Consider the following 18318-nt stretch of genomic DNA (forward strand, 5'->3'; position numbering starts at 1 on the left):
CTCTATGCTAGATAGCTTACTTGTCATACTCGTGTTGATTACGGTCAGCGCTTTTTTTTCTCTGTCAGAAATATCGCTGGCTGCCGCACGTAAAATAAAACTGAAACTGCTGGCCGATGAGGGCAACATCAACGCGCAACGCGTGTTGAAAATGCAGGAAACGCCAGGTATGTTTTTTACCGTGGTGCAGATCGGCCTGAACGCGGTCGCCATCCTTGGCGGTATCGTCGGCGACTCCGCTTTTTCCCCCTCTTTTCAAAGCCTGTTTGAAAACCTGGTTTCGCCGGAGCTGGCCGAACAGCTGAGCTTTATCTGCTCGTTTACGCTGGTGACCAGCCTGTTCATTCTGTTTGCCGATCTGACGCCAAAACGCATTGGCATGATTGCGCCAGAAGCAATTGCCCTGCGCATCATCAACCCGATGCGCTTCTGCCTGCTGCTGTTCCGCCCGATGGTGTGGTTCTTCAACGGCATGGCGAATATGATCTTTCGCCTGTTCAAAATCCCGATGGTGCGCAAGGACGATATCACCTCAGACGATATTTACGCGGTGGTAGAAGCGGGTGCGCTGGCAGGCGTGCTACGTAAGCAAGAACATGAGCTGATTGAGAATGTGTTTGAGCTGGAATCGCGCACCGTGCCATCGTCCATGACCTCACGTGAAAATATTGTTTGGTTCGATCTGCATGAAGATGAGAGCAGCCTGAAGGCCAAGATTGCACTGCATCCTCATTCAAAATTCCTGGTCTGTAATGGCGATATTGATCATATCGTCGGCTACGTGGATTCCAAAGAGCTGCTGCTGCGCGTCCTCGGCAACCAGAGCATGACGCTGAACAGCGGCGTGCAAATTCGTTCCGCGCTGATTGTGCCGGATACCCTGACGCTTTCCGAAGCGCTGGAAAGCTTTAAAACCGCAGGCGAAGACTTTGCGGTGATTATGAATGAATACGCGCTGGTGGTTGGCATCATCACGCTTAACGACGTAATGACCACGCTGATGGGCGATCTGGTCGGTCAGGGGCTGGAGGAGCAGATTGTCGCACGCGATGAGAACTCATGGCTGGTGGAAGGCGGTACGCCGATCGATGACGTGATGCGTGTGCTGGATATCGATGAGTTCCCGCAGTCCGGCAACTATGAAACCATCGGCGGCTTTATGATGTATATGCTGCGTAAAATCCCGAAACGCACCGACTTCGTTAAGTTTGCAGGCTACAAGTTTGAAGTGGTGGATATTGACAGCTATCGCATCGACCAGCTGTTGGTAACACGCATTGATGAGCGTCCGGTGACGCTGACAATAAGTAAAGAAGCTGAAGAATAAACGGCACAAAGAAGAACGGGAAGGCGGCGGAAAAGGTCCAGCCGCCTGACATCATCAGGGCGCGTTCGGCGCGCCCCGTTACCATTACTTATTGATACTCACCTTGCAGACGAAGCACCTGGCGGTTCACCTCTGACATCACGCTATAGTGTTGCTTATCCTTTACGCGCGGAACGAGAATTTTACCTTTATCAAACTCGAACGCGCCCACGTCCTTGATGTAAATCCTTCCTTTAAACAATGTTTTGACGTATTTGGCGATCTGGAAAGGATTATAACGCTGAAAAATCTTCATCTTGCTTCAACTCCGAAAATAGGAATACGCCTCGCCGTTGCCAAAATCGGTACGAACCTATGAAGCGCAAAGGGCCGATAAACTATAGAACATCATCCGTTTCCTGTGTTCCGAAAATTAACGTTTTTTACTGAGTTGACACTTCATTACAGGAGAGTCTGTTACCGCTGTTATATAAAGCAGTATAAACCTTCTGCCATCGACGATTTGTGCAGTCTGCCGCAAAGCTGGCAAGGCATTGAGACAGCAGCATCATGGACGCTTATTATTTCAGAAACATGACTGTATGCTCCGATCGCCAGCCAAAAGGAAAAAATAATGATTCGCGCCCCGCTTGCCTTGCTTCTTAGCCTGATACTGCCGCTTACCGCTGAGGCTCATAATTTTAGCAATGCCCAGCGCGTTGCGCCCGTCGGTATCAGTGATAAAGGAGAGTTTAACTATCAGCACGACAGCTTCAGCTATCGTCCATGGAACAGCGCTCAGCTAATGGGGAAGGTGCGGGTACTGCAACATATCGCCGGACGCTCATCGGCAAAGCAGAAAAACGCGGCGCTAATCGAAGCGATAAAACAGGCAAAACTGCCGCACGACAGTTATCAAACTACCACCATTATCAATACTGATGACGCAATACCCGGCACCGGTATGTTTGTGCACAGCAGTATCGAAACCAATAAAAAGCAGTACCCGTGGTCACAGTTTATTGTTGATGAGAATGGTATAGCGAAACGCACCTGGCAGCTGGAAAAAGGCGGTTCCGCTATCGTGGTGCTGGATAAAGAGGGACGGGTACGCTTTGCTAAAGATGGCGCGCTCAGCCAGCAAGAGGTACAGCAGGTTATCGCCCTGCTGCATCAGCTGCTGCAAGCGCCGTCGCTTAAAAAATAGAGACGCGGAAACCGGGGTTGAGGAAGGATTCACGCGGCGTATAGTCCAGCGTGCGCCCTTTCCAGTCATGTACATGCGCGCCTGCGGCCAGCGCTACCGCGTGGCCCGCACCGGTATCCCAGATGTTGGTCGGCCCAAAGCGTGGATAGAGCTGCGCCTTTCCTTCTGCCACCAGGCAGAATTTCAGCGAAGAGCCGATAGAGATGGTTTGATGCTCGCCTAACTGCTTTAAATATTCTTCCAACTCATCGCCATCGCGATGGGAGCGGCTGACCACAACCAGCGGTGGACGCGCGTCACGAATTTTGATCTGCGCCTTCTGTCCACCCTCTTCTTTCCACGCTTTGCCTTCTGCGGCAGAGTACATAACGCCCAGAACCGGCGCGTAAACCACGCCCAGCACTGGCTTGCCCTGCTCGATTAGCGCAATGTTAACGGTGAACTCGCCGTTGCGCTTAAGGAATTCTTTGGTACCATCCAGCGGATCTACCAGCCAGTAACGCTGCCAGTGCTGGCGTTCTTCCCAGCTTTGCGGATCTTCCTCTGACAGCACCGGCGTCTCCGGCGACAGCTGTTGTAGTCCCTGCATGATAATTCTGTGCGCCGCCAGATCGGCTGCGGTCACTGGCGAATCGTCAGATTTGTGAGAAACGTCGAGCGGAGCCTCGCCATTGTAGACCATCATTATGGCATCGCCCGCTTCGCGCGCCAGCTGGCAAATTTGCTCTAACATTTTTCACCTCTTGGTTGATGACCAGGACAGGCCCGGTACCGTAGCCCGAACTTATCGGGAACGATCATGCATTTTAATCATAGCAGCAGGCACTTCAGCGCTGTTATGCGCCTTTCCAGGCTGCTTTGTCGGCAGACCAGTTAATTATCAATAGCATACTTCTCGCGCTACTGTCATCACTCTTACCGTGACGAGCGTCTTGAGTACCTTTTGCTGCGGCTTCTTGTCACACAGCACTATTTTTTCGTTCTCGGTCACAAAATTGCGCGCCCAAGCAGAACGTTTGCACCTTAATTTGAGATCCTGGCAGGGATTTGTTTCAGGAGGAAAAAATGATTAAAGGCATAACGCTGTCGCTCTCTCTGGTTTCAGTTGCTGTTTCCGCAGCCACGGTTGATTTACGCATTATGGAAACCACCGATCTGCACAGCAACATGATGGATTTCGATTACTACAAAGATAAGCCTACCGATAAGTACGGCCTGGTTCGTACTGCGACATTGATTGCCGCCGCACGTGCCGAAGTTAAAAACAGCGTGCTGGTGGACAACGGTGATGTGATTCAGGGTAGCCCGCTGGGTGATTACATGGCGGCAAAAGGGATTGATTCAGGAGAAACGCATCCGGTATATCAGGCGATGAATACGCTGGATTACCGCGTCGGCAACCTGGGCAATCACGAATTTAATTACGGCCTCGACTATTTACACAAGGCGCTGGCGGGAGCGCATTTTCCCTACATCAACGCCAATATTATCGATGTAAAGACCGGTAAACCGCGCTTTACGCCCTGGCTGATTAAGCCGGAGCAGGTTACCGGGCGCGACGGCAAAACCTATACCTTAAACGTAGGTTACATCGGCTTTGTGCCGCCGCAGATTATGGTCTGGGACAGAGCCAATCTACAAGGTAAGGTCACGGTGGATGATATTACTGAAACCGCACGCCGTTGGGTGCCGGTTATGCGCCAGCAAGGGGCGGATGTGGTGATAGCCATCGCTCACTCCGGGCTATCCAGCGAACCCTGGCATGCGCTGGCGGAAAACTCCGTCTGGTATCTCAGTAAAGTGCCCGGCATCGACGCCATTATGTTTGGACATGCTCATGCAGTTTTTCCCGGCAATGACTTTGCCACCATTCCTGGTGCAGATATTAAACAGGGAACGCTCAATGGCATTCCGGCAGTGATGCCAGGAATGTGGGGCGATCATTTGGGCGTAGTCGACCTGACGCTTAATAATGATAGTGGCAGCTGGCAGGTTACCACTGCGCGTGCTGAAGCGCGGCCGATTTATGATAAAACCGCCAAAAAATCGCTGGCGCAAGAGGATCCAGCGCTGGTGCAGGTGCTAAGCGATGCGCATCGCGCCACACGTGAGTTTGTCGCCAAACCGATCGGCAAGTCTGCTGATGTAATGTACAGCTATCTGTCGCTGGTACAGGACGATCCTACGGTACAGGTGGTTAACAACGCCCAGCGAGCTTATGTCGAACATTTTATTCAGGGCGATCCCGATCTGGCCAATCTGCCGGTACTTTCTGCCGCAGCACCGTTTAAAGCAGGGGGACGTAAAAACGATCCGGCCAGCTATGTTGAGGTGGAAAAAGGCGATCTGACCTTCCGCAACGCGGCCGATCTCTATCTCTATCCCAATACGCTGGTGGTTATGAAAGTAAAGGGTGAGCAGGTAAAAGAGTGGCTGGAGTGCTCTGCCGGACAGTTTAATCAAATCGATCCGCAACAGCGACAGCCACAGCCGTTAATTAACTGGAACTATCGTACCTATAACTTTGATGTAATTGATGGCGTTAACTATCAGATCGATGTAACGCAGCCCGCTCGCTATGACGAAGAATGTCAGCTAATCCATCCACAGGCATCACGCATCAGAGATTTAACCTGGCAAGGTAAGCCTGTTGATCCGCAGGCAACATTTTTAATCGCCACCAATAACTACCGCGCCTGGGGCGGTAAATTCGCAGGTACTGGTGAAAAATATATAGCCTTTTCTTCACCCGATGAAAACCGCTCAATTGTTGCAGCCTGGATTAACACACAAACGCAGACAGAGGGAGAAATTCATCCTGAGGCAGATAATAACTGGCGGCTGGCACCGATTCACAGCGAGATTCCACTGGATATCCGTTTTGAAACCTCACCATCAGACAAAGCAGCGCAGTTTATTTCGCAACGTTCAGTTTATCCCGTGCATTATAAACAGCAGGACAATAACGGTTTCGCCATTTACCAACTGGATTTACAAAATGGAAAAAACTCACCACAGGAATAAGGGCTAATGACCAGAATAAAAAGCCAGCCTGAATGGCTGGCTTTTTTACTGACGTAATCAGGCCTCAGCCTGGCCTTTACGCTGTTTGATAACATCAATACTGTTGTTAACAATACCTACGATGCCCGCGCCCATTTCTGAAATAGCGCCAAAAACATCAAGCTCAAGAATTCGGCCGATACCTGAAGCCAGCAGGCCAGCACTTTCTTCGGCGCTGCTCTGCAGCCCGCGGTCTTTAAGTGCATTATCTACTATTGAACCAATGGCCACACCGATATTTTTAGCAAAATCGCTAATAATGCCAGCGCCAGATACATGGGCGATCTCGGTACTTGTTAATTCTTTCATATTATTCCCTTCATCATTTAATTTAATTATCACCCCAACAGAAGCTTCTATGGAGCGCTAATAATCATAAGCTTTGCAACTATCTGGGTAAAATGATTTACGATTAATGTGTAAATTAACGAGGAGTAAAAATAATAGAACGACCAGTGCGAAATAAACAAATTAAAATAGGTTGTAAAAGTGGAAGGAAGTTTATATGTTACTTATTTTTAATCGACTCTACATCATGACACCGGGTGAGTCAAAAATATCTAATAACATTACTAAAAAATAATCTCTATTGAGCGTTATTTACTATTGGATGATAAACCTGGTCAGCAAGCCATATTTACACATATCTATTTAAATAAAAGCCACCAAGACAACAATCAACCACAATAATAAACATACTTTATTCCCTATCCATGTAAAACAGATCGCGGCTAACTAATAATTCATTACAAGTGAAAGCATGCCTGAAATTATTATATATTAAAGAGCAACCAGAGAAATTAAACGGATTACCTTATTCAGCTCAATAGCCTATTATATAAGGAAAAGCCAGCTTTTGCTGGCTTTTGAAGACAATGGTTATCTGTATTAATTCCTATAGTTACTTGCAAAAAAATACAAATATCCATTTATGGTCTTGCTGCCTGTTACACAATTAAAACAGTGCCAAAGATTGTTTAAATAATTATTTTTATTAATATCCGAACAGCTGTTTCATTGCATTCAGGCCATTATCGATCAGGCTGATAACGCCCTGACCTAAATCGTCAATGCCGCCTATGATTTCCAGACCAACCAGTTTGCCAACACCAGAGCCCAACAGGGTGCCAGTTTCGCTAATATTGGTTGCCACGCCGAGCCATGAAGTAACGGAATCAACAACGCCACCGATACCTGCTCCAAAGTTACCCAGGAAACCTTCAAGGCCGAATAAAGAACCACCCGAAATCTGTTCTACTTCTTTTTCATTTAACTGACGCATAATTATTCCCTTTTGTATGGTTAATTTAATAATTCCTTATAATTAAGGCGAGAAAATAATAATAAAAACCAGGTTAATAAAGCAATCTGTTTCCAGGAATAATTTATAATTTAGTTATTAACTAGTAGTTAATAACTAAATTCCATATGCCTGACAAATAAACAAAAAACAATAGTAAAAAACACCACTCCCTATGCAAAACATTCCGGAGGTAACAATAGCCAGATAGTAAATTACCTACAAAAAACCCAGACAAACCTGATTTTTTTGAATATTAATATTTTATTTTAGGCTACTTATGTGCTTTTTCAGTACCCGGATAAACAGTGGACTGGCAACACAGCACAGACAAATTTCCCCTGCTGCTTTAACCAGATGATAAGGAGGGATCGCTTAACCTTATACCGCAACACTAAGCTCGAGCATTATCTTCATTTTTATATAGATTAGTTTATTTCTGGCAATAATAGTAATCTTTCTGGTCGGCAGAGCGCTGTATATTACTATAAGAGTACTTTTTTCTTCTGTCCAAAGTAGTAAAAAGAACGATAAGAGGGCTTATGATGAGAGATAATCAGAGAGCCATGCTTTTGGTAGGTCCGATAGTAGTAATACTATTTTATTGTTTTTCGATAGCGTATCAGCAATGATCAACCTGTAGTTGTTATCGGAACAGTTGCTGGCAATGTAAGTAGTAATAAATTAATAAAGTGAGCAGAACAAGGTAATAGCCTGAAATTTTATCGATCTCAGGCCATTTTGATGTAACCATCAGAAAAGATAGCCACCTGTGTCTATGCCATAAGTCTGCTTAGCTAAACAGCTTTTCGCAGCCTTTACGCAAGCTCTCTACGCCGCCGGAGAAATTCAGTTCAAACAGTTGACCAATGCCCTGGCCGATGAGGGAAGCGGCTTCGCTGCTGTGATTATTCTGTCCCAACAGACCAGTAATAGAATCATATATTCCGCCCCAAATGCCAGCTAAGGTACCGCCAATGGTAGCAAGTATGCCAGCGCCAGAAACCGCTGCGATTTCTTTTGAATTCAGTTCTTTCATTTTACTTTCCCTAATATTATAAAAATTCCGCTTTGCTTAATAAAAGCAATAAATATTAGCTTCCCAATTAAATAATAGCAATAAAAAGAGAAAAATTGAGACAAGACTTAAATTAAAAAATAGCCACTATTTAATTAATATTAAAAACAATATTACTCACAAATATTGTTAGACTGATATTTTAGCACTCTCAATTGAGATAATGGTGCTTTCCTTTATAAATAACAGATGGGAAATATTGCTGCGTGCCAGGAAATAATTTTTTTGGGTATCACCTTTATTACATTAAAATCATAATTTACTGTTAGCGACATAAAAAAGCGGGCATATTGCCCGCTCTTTAAACCTTGGTAAAACTCATCATTAAATGATGTCTAACAGCTCGACTTCAAATACCAGTGTGCTGAAAGGAGGAATAGAGGCACCTGCTCCGCGTTCACCATAGGCCAGATTATGAGGGATCGTCAGTTCCCATTTAGAGCCTACCGGCATCAGCGTCAGCGCTTCGATCCAACCGGCGATAACGCCGCTGACCGGGAATTCTGCTGGCTCGCCACGCGCGACAGAGCTATCAAATACCGTACCGTCAATCAGTTTACCGGTGTAATGAACGCGCACATGATCCTGGCGGGACGGAATCGGCCCCGTACCCTGATTAATGACGCGGAACTGCAGGCCAGATTCCGTGCTGTTCACCCCTTCACGCTGGCCGTTTTCCTGCAAATAGGTCTGCCCTTCTGCCGCCATCGCCTGCTGGCGTTCACGACGAACAGCATCAGCACGCTCGTGGATTTCACGCAGCGCACGATGTACCACGTCAACCGGCACGGCTGGCGCATTCCCTTCCAGCGCATCACGCAGGCCTGCCAGCATCGCTTCAGGCAATAAACCCTGCAGACCAGAATCGAGTAGCTGCTGTCCTACCTGCAAACCGATACCGTAACTTGCCTGAGCTTCAAGAGTGTCAAAAGAAGGGGTTGTCATATTTTATCCTTTCATTAATACATCAGAGAGCAGGCAGCATAACAGTCTGCGCCACGGCGGTAAAATAGGCTTTCTTACGATGCGATCGGGACGGCAGCCCACAGGGATAGCGCTGAAATTTATCATATCGTCAGAACATGACGTCTACGGTACATGATATCTGCCACGCTGGGAGCAAACCTTATATGCTTGTGCAGGCTCTGCCAATAAAAGCACTGACGCAGTTTATCGTCACGATCGTGCAATAAAATAATAGAAGCCTGAACTATAAAATAGCTCAGGCCTATGTATGTTAGCAGAATGCTAATAATACACTACAAAGCAGGGCTTCCTGCCTCAGGCTGAAAAGCTTTTCAGCAGATCTTTCAGGCCTGCGGTGATCTGGTCAACGCCTTCAGATACTTTGAACTGGAACAGATTACCGATACCCCCGCCGATTTTAGAGGCGATATCTGCAAAAGTTGTATTTTGCTGACCTAGCATGGAAGCGATTGAATCAAGCATAGAACCCACGAAGCGCCCGACATCGGTACCTGTGTCACAGTCGATAAAGCATCCACCTGAAACTTCATTGATTTCTTTTACGTTAAGTTCTTTCATTACTTTCACCTTATAACTGATAGGATATATAAGCTCGTTTCTGATTAATTAGCCTTTATATAAGACAGTAATTAACCTGAGCGATAACATCTGGACAGGCGTAATTTCGCTTAAATAATTGCCAGCAAAGTAACGAAAAGCAATTATTACCGGGCACTGACAATTTTAATCGTAATTGCCCCCGTCCAAAACAGAATAACACCTAAAGTAATAGGCGCAATGAAAATATTACGACAATTTATCATTCCAATGCGCAAATAGTATTTGCGCTTAAAATAGAGAAGGTTTACTTTATTTAGCGCAGCTGGAGAACGGTAAAGACCAAATAAAATATTATTACATTCCAAATATTATATACGGCTATCTGTTTTTTAGCGAAAGACTTACAATATAAAATTACTGATTTTCAGGTAAAGAAAAAGCCTGAGCTAATATCGTCGCTCAGGCTTTTCAATAATAAATTAAAAAGGCGATATCAAATGATATATTCTGTCGGTATTACGCCTTAGCGCCAAATCCGAAGCCTTTGAAGATATTGCTGATTCCCTGGCCGATGGCGTTGAAACCCTCAGCGAAACGAAGCTCGACCAGTTTACCAATGCCAGTACCTACCATAGCCAGATTGGTTTTGTAAGAGGTTTCCCTGTTACCATACTGCAGGATAAGCGCGTCAAGAATTTCACCAATGCTGGTGCCAACGTCATTACCGTAATCAGCAAACATACCAGCACCTGAAACTGCGGCGATCTCATGTGTATTCAGCTCTTTCACTTTTATCTCCTTTTAATTAATGTAATAGCCCTTCCCGTTGCTAATTTATGCTATTATCCAAAGCAAAAAAAAATAATCCGAGAGCCAGGTAAAATGGGATAATCAGGTGTTATCATTAACAAGAAAATAATACAACCTGGATTATTACAGCGTTTTTGATTATTTCAGTCATAATTAATTCCCGTCCAGGATAGCATACCACTGGATATTACGAGATCTATAAAAAAATTACGACAAATACCAAATCGCGTTATCCATATTGCTTTCCCAACTGAACCCTTCCAATTCATTTCCTTTTATTCACTAAAAAATTACCAATAAAGAAATACTTTCCCGTTCAGTCGGCATTGCTTACCAGGTAATCCACCCCACAGATATAATACGCGGATAGCTATTGTTTATTTTTATACAAAACTTAGTGATTAAAAAATTATATCATCAACAATAAATAATAAGTGATATCGAGAGTAAAGCATGCTAAGCATAGAGGAAACAGTAAGGTTTATCAGCCTGGCTAACCAGTGAGCAGCGTTGATACAAGGGAGCAGCAAAATAGTCAGGTGAGGTTTATCTTATGTTGGTTGCACGTCAACAGTTAATCATGCAGTGATAAAAAACTTATTCATCCGATGACTTTTTGTAGCGAAAAGGAAACAATAGCACTATCGCAACTTTCGTAATTCAGACAGGCACTTTACGTTTTTTTGCCCATAATCTATCGTTGAAGCAACTGCACGCGACCGAGGTGCTGGAGGTAAATGTTATGCATAAGGAATTCCATTCTGGCATCCGCTTATGGCTGGTAAATATCTGGCATCTGCCGGATCGTCTTAGCTGGATGAACCCGCTACCCCCAGCGCATCGGCGCGGTATTATTTTGGCACTGCTGGTTATGCTGCTGGCGTTTCTCTGGCCGACGCCGCGAGATAACGCCCCCGCGCCAGTCACCGAAAGCGGCAGCAAAGAAGTGCCGTTACAGGCGGAGATCTATGATAACGCACCGGCTCAGCAGCAGCAGCAGCAGCAGCAAGATAATAACCAGTGGCGAAGCTTTCAAATTGCCCAGGGCCAAACGCTGGCACAGCTATTTCGTGACAATAATTTGCCGGTCAACGATGTGTTCGCCATGGCGGGTGTTGAGGGAGATGATAAGCCGTTAAGTAATCTGCACAGCGGACAGCAGGTAAGGATTCGGCTGGACAGCAAAGGTGTGGTTACCGGGTTAACCGTAGAAGGCGACAACGGCCCGGTACTTTTTACCCGTCAGCTGGATGGCTCATTTCTGCGGGCGCAGTAATACGATGCGTAGCGACACAAACAAAAACGCCAGCCCAAAGGCTGGCGTTTTTATATTACTGAATCACTTACTCAGCAACGATGTTCACGTTCAGCGTAGCAAAAACTTCGCTGTGAACCTGGAAGCTTACTTCGTGCTCACCAGTAGTACGCAGAACACCGTTCGGCAGGCGAACTTCGCTCTTCGCCACTTCAACGCCAGCTGCAGTGACAGCATCAGCGATGTCGCGGGTACCGATAGAACCGAACAGTTTGCCTTCGTCACCCGCTTTAGAAGCGATGGTCACGCTGCCCAGCGCGTTGATTTTCTCAGCGCGAGCGTTGGCAGCTGCCAGAACGTCAGCCAGTTTGGCTTCCAGTTCAGCGCGGCGAGTTTCGAAAAACTCAACGTTTTTCTTGGTTGCCGGCACAGCTTTGCCCATAGGCACCAGGAAGTTACGAGCATAGCCCGCTTTAACGTTAACCTGATCGCCCAGGCCGCCCAGGTTTGCTACTTTATCAAGCAGAATAACTTGCATTACCTTATCCTCTCAAAGTCGATAATTGGACAGTGGCCGATTACTGATGACGATCAGTGTACGGCAGCAAAGACAGGTAGCGCGCGCGCTTGATAGCACGAGCCAGCTGACGCTGGTATTTAGCGCGAGTACCGGTGATACGGCTCGGTACAATCTTACCGCTTTCAGTGATGTAGTTTTTCAGCGTAGCGATATCTTTGTAGTCGATCTCTTGAACGCCTTCCGCGGTGAAACGGCAGAACTTGCGACGACGGAAATAACGTGCCATTTGGCTAGTCTCCAGAATCTATCAATTCAATCTGCTCGGCATGCAACACGATTTTATTAAGCCCATTGCGCCCTTGATGGCTGCAAATGAAACCTTCAACCGTGATTTGCGTGCCGACCGTTATATGTTGAGTAATCGCCTGATTCGCCTGTCCGCTAATAATCACGGGCATTCGGCACCAGGCCTGCCGGAAAAAACCGGCTTCTTCCTGCTGCGAGCGGTGTTCAAGCACCAGCTGGCAGTGTGGAATCCCTGACGGACTTACTTTTTGCAGCGGCGTCCTGCATACCATGCCGGACAGACGCAGCCGGTTCGCCGTCACGGTCGATTACTCTTCAGAATCCCCGGCATCTGCATCGTCAGAGGTTTCGTTAGCGAAATCTTCACGACGCTCACGGCGCTCGTCTTTCGCTTTAACCATCGGAGATGCTTCGGTTACGGCGTGTTTGGTACGCATAACCATGCTGCGGATAACGGCGTCGTTGAAGCGGAAGTTAGTTTCCAGCTCATCGATGACTTCCTGCGGCGCTTCAACGTTCATCAGAACGTAATGCGCTTTGTGCAGTTTGTTGATCGGGTAAGCCAGCTGACGGCGGCCCCAGTCTTCCAGACGGTGAATCTTGCCTTCTGCACCAGTGATAGCACCAGTGTAGCGCTCGATCATGCCCGGAACCTGTTCGCTCTGGTCAGGATGAACCATAAAGACGATTTCGTAATGACGCATCGAGTTTGCTCCTTACGGATTATTCAGCCTCCTGTCAGGGTCAACCGCGGCCCATGGAAGCAAGGAACGTTTTAAAGTGCGGCTGAAAAATTGACGCGTAATCATACTGGTCTGGGCAGGGAAACTCAAGCGAGAATCACGGAAAAAACCGCCCGCGCGGCGGAATGATACGCAGCACGAACGGTTTCTGGCACGATAAGCCTGTAATCAAAGGGATGCACGGAAAAAGTCCACCAGCGCTTCAACCGCCTGCGGCGTAATTTTATGGCCGACATTCGGTTCGGTGAGCCAGGTAAGCTGTCGATCGCGCCGCGCCGCATGCAATGCCGTTATCAATCGCTGCGTCTCGGCGGCGGGCACCACCTCATCCGCCTCGCCATGCCACAACAGCAGTGGACGATCCGCCAGCTTCTCCATGCGGCGGCTGGGATCGTACTCCGCCAGCGGTGCCAGACGTTCCGCCAGCGCAGCCTGCTCCTCCGGCGTCCCGGCGTAAAACGGCGGAAACAGCGAGCGGCTCAGCGACATAAAATAGCCCGACCCCATCAGGCAGGCAACGCGTGCGAGATGGGGATAGCGCGCCATTGCTCCCAGCGCGGTCATGCCACCCATAGAAGCACCCGCCACGCTGAAACACCCCTTTTCAACCCAGCCGCGCGCATGTAGCGCCGCTTCCAGCTGCGGCAGCTCATCGATATTGCTGCGCAAAATTTCCCAAAAGTGCGACAGTCGCCAGGCATGATCGCCGGTAAAACGTGAACCGTGAGCCTGCGCATCCGGCATGATTACGCGGAATCCCGCCTGGGCCAGCGCTACCGCTGCCCAGGCATAAACCTCTTTTGAGGAAAGATAGCCGTGCCAAAAAAGCACCGTCGGTAATGCGGCATTGCGCCCGGCGGTGGGCGCGGCGTGCAAACATTCAATACCGCCCAGCGGCTCGGTAACAATATCAATCATCATTTTCTCTGCTGGATCCTTACCGCTCATCTCGCCTCGCTTAGCGCTGTCGCTGTTAAAAAATCACCTTTGATCACAGGTTACCGCACTTCATCTTAGCGCCTGCGCTGTCAGGTATATAGTTTTGCCGATGTTTGCTAACAGGTAGCGGCAACCAGGCCGTACATTAAATATGTGAGGATGATAAGCGCGCCAGAACGCAGAAATGACACATAAATTGGTTTGATGAGTACGGCACGCTAAAAATCTCCCTTTTCCTTGCGTTTTGTAGGGTAAAACTTCGCCATTTTTAGCCGTTTAACGAGATCCCATAATTTTATGCAAAGGTAAAACTCATGAAGCGACTATCACTCAGCCGCGCGAGTTTAGGCGTCAAGCTATCGGTCATCACCTCGTTAAGCGTGGCGATACTGTTTTTCTCCCTCACGCTCGCTTTAAGCAATAACGCAGCAAAACAGCTCCAGGCTCTAACGCTGGAAAATATGCAAAACCAGGTAGCCGGTATCGGCGATATGGCCGGAATGTTTAACGCCACGCTTAGCGAGGAGGTAGCCAATTACACCACGCTGTTTCAAAGCTTCCTGCCGCAGAATTTTAGCCGCGATGAAAGCTCGCGCATAACGGTGGGTGATTTCCCGACGCCTACCCTGCGTGCAGGCGATAAAACGCTGAATCTTGATGAGAGCGTAGTGGATGACTTTCTGGCACGCACCGGCGCTATCTCAACAATTTTTGTACGTGACGGCGAGGAGTATGTCCGTGTTGCCACCTCGCTGCGTAAAGAGGATGGCTCCCGCGCCATGGGAACACGTCTCGATCGTCAAAGCCCGGCGTTTGCGCTGGTTAATAACGGCGAAGCGTATCGCGGCCTGGCGGCCCTGTTTGGCAAACGCTATATCACCCAGTATCAGCCGATAAAGGATGCTGGCGGCTCGGTGATCGGTATTCTGTTTATCGGCGTGGAGATCGGTAAGCAGGTGGCGCTGATGCGCGATAAGGTGCTGAATAAATCCTTCAGCGATACCGGGCGTTTTATGGTGATGAGCGGCGCAACGGATCAGAGCCGCGGCAAATGGCTGATTCATCCTGCACAGGAAGGGAAAATGGCTCGCTGGTCGCCCGAGGTGATGCAGCAGTTGACTACGCAGCAGAGCGGCACGCTGGAAACGTTACAGGACGGCGAACCGCGTATTATCGTCTGGCAACGTCTGCCCGGCTGGAACTGGATTATTCTCGGCGATGTAGATAAAAACAGCCTGTTGGCACCGATTACCTCTGCGCGTAACACCTTTTTGCTACTGGGCCTGGCGCTGGTGCTGCTGTTTGCGCTGGGATTTGTGGTGATTACTCGCCGCTGGGTCAGCTCACCGCTACAGCAGGTGATCCACCTGGCGGAACAGTATGCTGCCGGTAACCTACAGGCGACGCTGCAAACACGCCGCCACGATGAAGTCGGTCAGCTAATTACCGCCATTAACGGCATCGGTGACGGCCTGGCGCGTATCGTCTCACAGGTGCGCGCCGCAGCGCAGGAGATTAGCCAGGGCACCGACGCTATCGCGATAAGCAGCGAAAATATCAGCGAGCAGATTACCCGCCAGGCCAGCAGCGTGGAAGAAACCTCTGCCAGCATGGAGCAATTGGGAGCCACGGTGGATCAGAATGCGGAGAACGTGGCGCAGGCACTACAGCTGGTTGCAGAGGCCGCTCACGCGGTGCAGCAGGGAGATGAAAAGGTTGCCCGTTCGGTAAATACCATGTCAGCGATTAAAGTCTCCTCCCAGAGCATTGCCGATATCACCCAGGTGATTGAATCTATCGCTTTTCAGACCAATATCCTGGCGCTGAACGCGGCGGTAGAGGCGGCGCGCGCTGGTGAACATGGGAAAGGGTTTGCGGTTGTCGCTGCCGAAGTGCGTGCGCTGGCCAGCCGCAGTGCGCAGGCAGCCAAAGAGATCGATGCGCTGATAGCTAACTCAATCAACAGCGTAAGCCAGGGCCATGCGCTTTCCGAACAGACGCGCAGCGCGATGGAGAATATCGTCAACCGTATTGAGCAGGTGAAAGCGCTGATGGACGAGATTAACGTCGCTTCTCAGGAGCAATCCGCCGGTATCGGCCAGGTCAATATCGCCATGACGCAGATCGGTCAGGCAACGCATCAAAACACTGAACTGGTGGCGCAGTCGGAAGATACCGCCCACGCGCTGAGCAAAAAAGGCCATCATTTAACCGAGCTGGTCAGCGTTTTCTCGCTGAAAAGCTAACTAACCCACGGGGATCGCATACACTTTAGCGATCCCCACTGCGAGGAACTCTTGATGCGAACTTTACCTTTGCTGCTGTTAACGCTGACGCTCAGCGGCTGTAGCGCGCTGCGCCAGACGCCGCAACCGCCGCCGCCGCCCACTCATCAGGCACAGGAGATTAGCCGCGCGCAGAGCAGTAACCTGCCGAGGCTGGGCAGCATTACCAGTACCTCACGCGGTTCACCGGACGATGCACAACGCGAAATCGCGCAAAAAGCGAACGCGGCGGGCGCGACTTATTATCAGATTGTCGCGCTAAGCGAAACCATTATGCCTGGACTGTGGTACGCCTCGGCGGTGCTGTATGGTCCGGCAACCTCAGCCGCCGGAAGCACGCAGCAGTAAACGTTCACTGACCGTCTCATTAAGCTGAGCCGGACCGCGTGCATCGAGGTAGTGCCGGCACCAGGCATCAGCCAGCGGCGGTTCCAGATGAGTTAACAGTAACTGTCCGGTAGCCAGCAGCCAGAGCTGGCTGGTCAGCTCGCGCGCCTGTGATTCCTGTGGTTTACGCAACCGCAGCCTTAACTGACGCCAGCGGCGATCGAAATGGCGGTTAAGCCCTTTTACTGCATCAAACTGCGCAGCCAGTATATCTTCGATCGCAGGATGCTTTCTTAACACCCGCAGCACATCCAGGCACATCACGTTTCCGGCCCCTTCCCAGATGCTGTTTACCGGAGCTTCACGGTAGAGCCGCGGCAGCTCGCTCTCTTCGCAATAGCCTGAGCCGCCGACCACTTCCATCGAGGTTGCGACAAAAGGTGCACCGTGGCGGCAAATCTCAAATTTAGCCGCAGGCGTAAACAGGCGGGCCCAGGCGCGCTGTTGCTCATCCAATGGTTCTGACCAGGCGTGCGCCAGCCGCAGCAACAACGCCGTTTGCCCCTCCAGCCGTAGCGCCTGCTGGCAGAGCAACTGCCGCATTAGCGGCTGATCGACCAGCGTTTTTCCCATGACCTGACGCTGATGCGCATGGTACAGCGCGACGGAAAAAGCACGGCGCATCAGGCTGTGGCTGCCTAAGGCGCAGTCGAAGCGGGTATAGCCACCCATTTTCAGGATCTGGCGCACCCCCTCCCCCTCCTCGCCCAGCAGCCAGCCGAGCGCACCGTCAAACTCTACTTCGCTGCTGGCGTTGGAGCGGTTGCCGAGTTTCTCTTTCAGCCGCTCGATGCGCACCGCGTTGCGCGTACCGTCCGGCAACAAACGTGGCAAAAAGAAACAGCTAATGCCGCCCGCTGCCTGCGCCAGCACCAGATGCGCATCGCTTTGCGGTACCGAGAAAAACCATTTGTGCCCGGTAAGGCGATACGCCTCGCCGCTGCCGCGTGACGCCAGCGGTTCCGCACGCGTGGTATTACTCAGCACATCGGTGCCGCCCTGCTTTTCCGTCATTCCCATGCCAATCAGCAGGCCGCGCTTTTGCGGTGCAGGCTGGAGATGGGCGTCATAGCGATCGCTGAGCAACGGCGGCAGCCAGTCTGCAAATAAAGTTGGCAGGCTGGCCTGCAACAGCGGGGTGGCACCGAAAGTCATGGTAATAGGGCAAAGCGTGCCCGATTCTACCTGCCCGTGCAGAATGAAACGCGCCGCCCGTGCGACAAACGCCCCCGTACTGGCCTGCGGCTGCCAGGGCAAATTATGCACGCGATTGGCGCACAGCCCCTGCATCAGCAAATGCCAGGCAGGATGAAAGCGCAGATCGTCCAGCCGCTCGCCGCGTGCATCATAGCGCAGCAGCTCCGGAGGAAAGGTATTCGCCAGCCGTCCCAACTCCAGCGATTCACTACTGCCAAGCTGCTGCCCGACCGAGGCCAGCAGATCCAGATCCCATTCGGCTCCATAGCGCACGACCGCTTCGCGCAGAGGGATATCAGAAAGAAACAGGTTGCTGTTCGTCAGCGGACGCGGCTGGTTAAAAACGGTATGGGTGAAAGGCATCGCGACGGTCTCCGAACGGAAGCCGCCGCTAA

Annotated in this window: 20 protein-coding genes; 6 read left to right on the top strand and 14 right to left on the bottom strand. The window is 49.8% G+C overall.

Annotation, left to right across the window (positions count from 1 at the left end; translation table 11 throughout):
* Positions 1–4: 4 nt before the first annotated feature.
* Positions 5–1327 carry a polyamine export protein PaeA gene (gene paeA, locus C7M51_RS14335; RefSeq protein ID WP_160622412.1) on the top strand — a complete coding sequence of 441 codons (1323 nt, stop codon included), beginning with the start codon at positions 5–7 and terminating at the stop codon, positions 1325–1327.
* 88 nt (positions 1328–1415) lie between these two features.
* On the opposite strand, the gene C7M51_RS14340 is transcribed toward paeA, so the two are convergent.
* On the bottom strand, positions 1416–1622 hold the full coding sequence (locus C7M51_RS14340) for a DUF1107 domain-containing protein (protein WP_141177171.1): 207 nt from the start codon (positions 1620–1622) through the stop codon (positions 1416–1418).
* 318 nt (positions 1623–1940) lie between these two features.
* Here C7M51_RS14340 and C7M51_RS14345 point away from each other — a divergent pair, with 318 nt between their 5' ends.
* Complete coding sequence (locus C7M51_RS14345; RefSeq protein ID WP_160622413.1) at positions 1941–2513, top strand: YtfJ family protein; 573 nt, start codon at positions 1941–1943, stop codon at positions 2511–2513.
* On the opposite strand, the gene cysQ is transcribed toward C7M51_RS14345, so the two are convergent.
* Complete coding sequence (gene cysQ, locus C7M51_RS14350; RefSeq protein WP_160622414.1) at positions 2503–3246, bottom strand: 3'(2'),5'-bisphosphate nucleotidase CysQ; 744 nt, start codon at positions 3244–3246, stop codon at positions 2503–2505. The two genes, C7M51_RS14345 and cysQ, sit on opposite strands and share 11 nt — an antisense overlap.
* A 332-nt stretch (positions 3247–3578) precedes the next feature.
* Between cysQ and C7M51_RS14355 the strand changes: the two genes are divergently transcribed.
* Complete coding sequence (locus C7M51_RS14355; RefSeq protein ID WP_160622415.1) at positions 3579–5537, top strand: bifunctional 2',3'-cyclic-nucleotide 2'-phosphodiesterase/3'-nucleotidase; 1959 nt, start codon at positions 3579–3581, stop codon at positions 5535–5537.
* 57 nt (positions 5538–5594) lie between these two features.
* On the opposite strand, the gene C7M51_RS22320 is transcribed toward C7M51_RS14355, so the two are convergent.
* The 6 genes from C7M51_RS22320 to C7M51_RS14385 all read right to left on the bottom strand — a co-directional run bounded on the left by C7M51_RS22320 (position 5595) and on the right by C7M51_RS14385 (position 10270).
* Entirely contained in the window at positions 5595–5885 is a 291-nt protein-coding gene (locus tag C7M51_RS22320; protein ID WP_208852102.1) for a hypothetical protein, read from the bottom strand.
* A gap of 685 nt (positions 5886–6570) precedes the next feature.
* Entirely contained in the window at positions 6571–6858 is a 288-nt protein-coding gene (locus C7M51_RS14365) for a hypothetical protein (RefSeq protein ID WP_160622416.1), read from the bottom strand.
* Positions 6859–7669: 811 nt separating this feature from the next.
* Positions 7670–7915, bottom strand: coding sequence for a hypothetical protein (locus tag C7M51_RS14370; protein ID WP_160622417.1), 246 nt, complete (start codon positions 7913–7915; stop codon positions 7670–7672).
* Positions 7916–8278: 363 nt separating this feature from the next.
* Positions 8279–8899 (bottom strand): BamJ family beta-barrel-assembly machinery protein, encoded by a 621-nt coding sequence (gene bamJ / locus C7M51_RS14375; protein ID WP_160622418.1) that lies wholly within the window; start codon positions 8897–8899, stop codon positions 8279–8281.
* Between the two features lie 336 nt (positions 8900–9235).
* Positions 9236–9499: a hypothetical protein gene (locus C7M51_RS14380; RefSeq protein ID WP_160622419.1), complete on the bottom strand. Its 264-nt coding sequence runs from the start codon at positions 9497–9499 to the stop codon at positions 9236–9238.
* A gap of 498 nt (positions 9500–9997) precedes the next feature.
* On the bottom strand, positions 9998–10270 hold the full coding sequence (locus tag C7M51_RS14385; RefSeq protein WP_160622420.1) for a hypothetical protein: 273 nt from the start codon (positions 10268–10270) through the stop codon (positions 9998–10000).
* Between the two features lie 763 nt (positions 10271–11033).
* Between C7M51_RS14385 and C7M51_RS14390 the strand changes: the two genes are divergently transcribed.
* Positions 11034–11567 (top strand): OapA family protein, encoded by a 534-nt coding sequence (locus C7M51_RS14390; protein ID WP_160622421.1) that lies wholly within the window; start codon positions 11034–11036, stop codon positions 11565–11567.
* A 67-nt stretch (positions 11568–11634) separates the two neighbouring features.
* Here the strand turns inward: C7M51_RS14390 and rplI are convergent, their stop codons facing one another.
* The 5 genes from rplI to yjfP form a co-directional block, all read right to left on the bottom strand.
* Positions 11635–12084: a 50S ribosomal protein L9 gene (gene rplI, locus C7M51_RS14395; protein WP_160622422.1), complete on the bottom strand. Its 450-nt coding sequence runs from the start codon at positions 12082–12084 to the stop codon at positions 11635–11637.
* Between the two features lie 40 nt (positions 12085–12124).
* Positions 12125–12352, bottom strand: coding sequence for a 30S ribosomal protein S18 (rpsR, locus tag C7M51_RS14400; protein WP_000135199.1), 228 nt, complete (start codon positions 12350–12352; stop codon positions 12125–12127).
* Between the two features lie 4 nt (positions 12353–12356).
* On the bottom strand, positions 12357–12674 hold the full coding sequence (priB, locus tag C7M51_RS14405; RefSeq protein ID WP_141177159.1) for a primosomal replication protein N: 318 nt from the start codon (positions 12672–12674) through the stop codon (positions 12357–12359).
* A gap of 6 nt (positions 12675–12680) precedes the next feature.
* Positions 12681–13076: a 30S ribosomal protein S6 gene (rpsF, locus tag C7M51_RS14410; RefSeq protein WP_160622423.1), complete on the bottom strand. Its 396-nt coding sequence runs from the start codon at positions 13074–13076 to the stop codon at positions 12681–12683.
* Positions 13077–13283: 207 nt separating this feature from the next.
* The gene (gene yjfP, locus C7M51_RS14415; protein WP_160623663.1) at positions 13284–14033 is read right to left on the bottom strand and encodes an esterase; all 750 of its coding nucleotides are present in this window, start codon (positions 14031–14033) and stop codon (positions 13284–13286) included.
* A gap of 335 nt (positions 14034–14368) precedes the next feature.
* Here yjfP and C7M51_RS14420 point away from each other — a divergent pair, with 335 nt between their 5' ends.
* A complete protein-coding gene (locus tag C7M51_RS14420; RefSeq protein WP_160622424.1) occupies positions 14369–16300 on the top strand; it encodes a methyl-accepting chemotaxis protein in 1932 nt (643 codons plus the stop codon).
* A gap of 54 nt (positions 16301–16354) precedes the next feature.
* On the top strand, positions 16355–16687 hold the full coding sequence (bsmA, locus tag C7M51_RS14425) for a biofilm peroxide resistance protein BsmA (RefSeq protein ID WP_160622425.1): 333 nt from the start codon (positions 16355–16357) through the stop codon (positions 16685–16687).
* Here bsmA and C7M51_RS14430 read toward each other — a convergent pair.
* Complete coding sequence (locus C7M51_RS14430) at positions 16661–18286, bottom strand: isovaleryl-CoA dehydrogenase (RefSeq protein WP_160622426.1); 1626 nt, start codon at positions 18284–18286, stop codon at positions 16661–16663. The genes bsmA and C7M51_RS14430 overlap by 27 nt on opposite strands.
* Between the last annotated feature and the right edge of the window lie 32 nt (positions 18287–18318).

This window comes from Mixta intestinalis, from assembly GCF_009914055.1.
GTDB classification, from domain to species: Bacteria; Pseudomonadota; Gammaproteobacteria; order Enterobacterales; family Enterobacteriaceae; genus Mixta; species Mixta intestinalis.

Excerpts from the sequence above, each read along its gene's own strand:
- paeA (WP_160622412.1), top strand. The coding sequence starts at position 5 with ATGCTAGATAGCTTACTTGTCATACTCGTGTTGATTACGGTCAGCGCT.
- C7M51_RS14340 (WP_141177171.1), bottom strand. The coding sequence starts at position 1,622 with ATGAAGATTTTTCAGCGTTATAATCCTTTCCAGATCGCCAAATACGTC.
- C7M51_RS14345 (WP_160622413.1), top strand. The coding sequence starts at position 1,941 with ATGATTCGCGCCCCGCTTGCCTTGCTTCTTAGCCTGATACTGCCGCTT.
- cysQ (WP_160622414.1), bottom strand. The coding sequence starts at position 3,246 with ATGTTAGAGCAAATTTGCCAGCTGGCGCGCGAAGCGGGCGATGCCATA.
- C7M51_RS14355 (WP_160622415.1), top strand. The coding sequence starts at position 3,579 with ATGATTAAAGGCATAACGCTGTCGCTCTCTCTGGTTTCAGTTGCTGTT.
- C7M51_RS22320 (WP_208852102.1), bottom strand. The coding sequence starts at position 5,885 with ATGAAAGAATTAACAAGTACCGAGATCGCCCATGTATCTGGCGCTGGC.
- C7M51_RS14365 (WP_160622416.1), bottom strand. The coding sequence starts at position 6,858 with ATGCGTCAGTTAAATGAAAAAGAAGTAGAACAGATTTCGGGTGGTTCT.
- C7M51_RS14370 (WP_160622417.1), bottom strand. The coding sequence starts at position 7,915 with ATGAAAGAACTGAATTCAAAAGAAATCGCAGCGGTTTCTGGCGCTGGC.
- bamJ (WP_160622418.1), bottom strand. The coding sequence starts at position 8,899 with ATGACAACCCCTTCTTTTGACACTCTTGAAGCTCAGGCAAGTTACGGT.
- C7M51_RS14380 (WP_160622419.1), bottom strand. The coding sequence starts at position 9,499 with ATGAAAGAACTTAACGTAAAAGAAATCAATGAAGTTTCAGGTGGATGC.
- C7M51_RS14390 (WP_160622421.1), top strand. The coding sequence starts at position 11,034 with ATGCATAAGGAATTCCATTCTGGCATCCGCTTATGGCTGGTAAATATC.
- rplI (WP_160622422.1), bottom strand. The coding sequence starts at position 12,084 with ATGCAAGTTATTCTGCTTGATAAAGTAGCAAACCTGGGCGGCCTGGGC.
- rpsR (WP_000135199.1), bottom strand. The coding sequence starts at position 12,352 with ATGGCACGTTATTTCCGTCGTCGCAAGTTCTGCCGTTTCACCGCGGAA.
- rpsF (WP_160622423.1), bottom strand. The coding sequence starts at position 13,076 with ATGCGTCATTACGAAATCGTCTTTATGGTTCATCCTGACCAGAGCGAA.
- yjfP (WP_160623663.1), bottom strand. The coding sequence starts at position 14,033 with ATGATTGATATTGTTACCGAGCCGCTGGGCGGTATTGAATGTTTGCAC.
- C7M51_RS14420 (WP_160622424.1), top strand. The coding sequence starts at position 14,369 with ATGAAGCGACTATCACTCAGCCGCGCGAGTTTAGGCGTCAAGCTATCG.
- bsmA (WP_160622425.1), top strand. The coding sequence starts at position 16,355 with ATGCGAACTTTACCTTTGCTGCTGTTAACGCTGACGCTCAGCGGCTGT.
- C7M51_RS14430 (WP_160622426.1), bottom strand. The coding sequence starts at position 18,286 with ATGCCTTTCACCCATACCGTTTTTAACCAGCCGCGTCCGCTGACGAAC.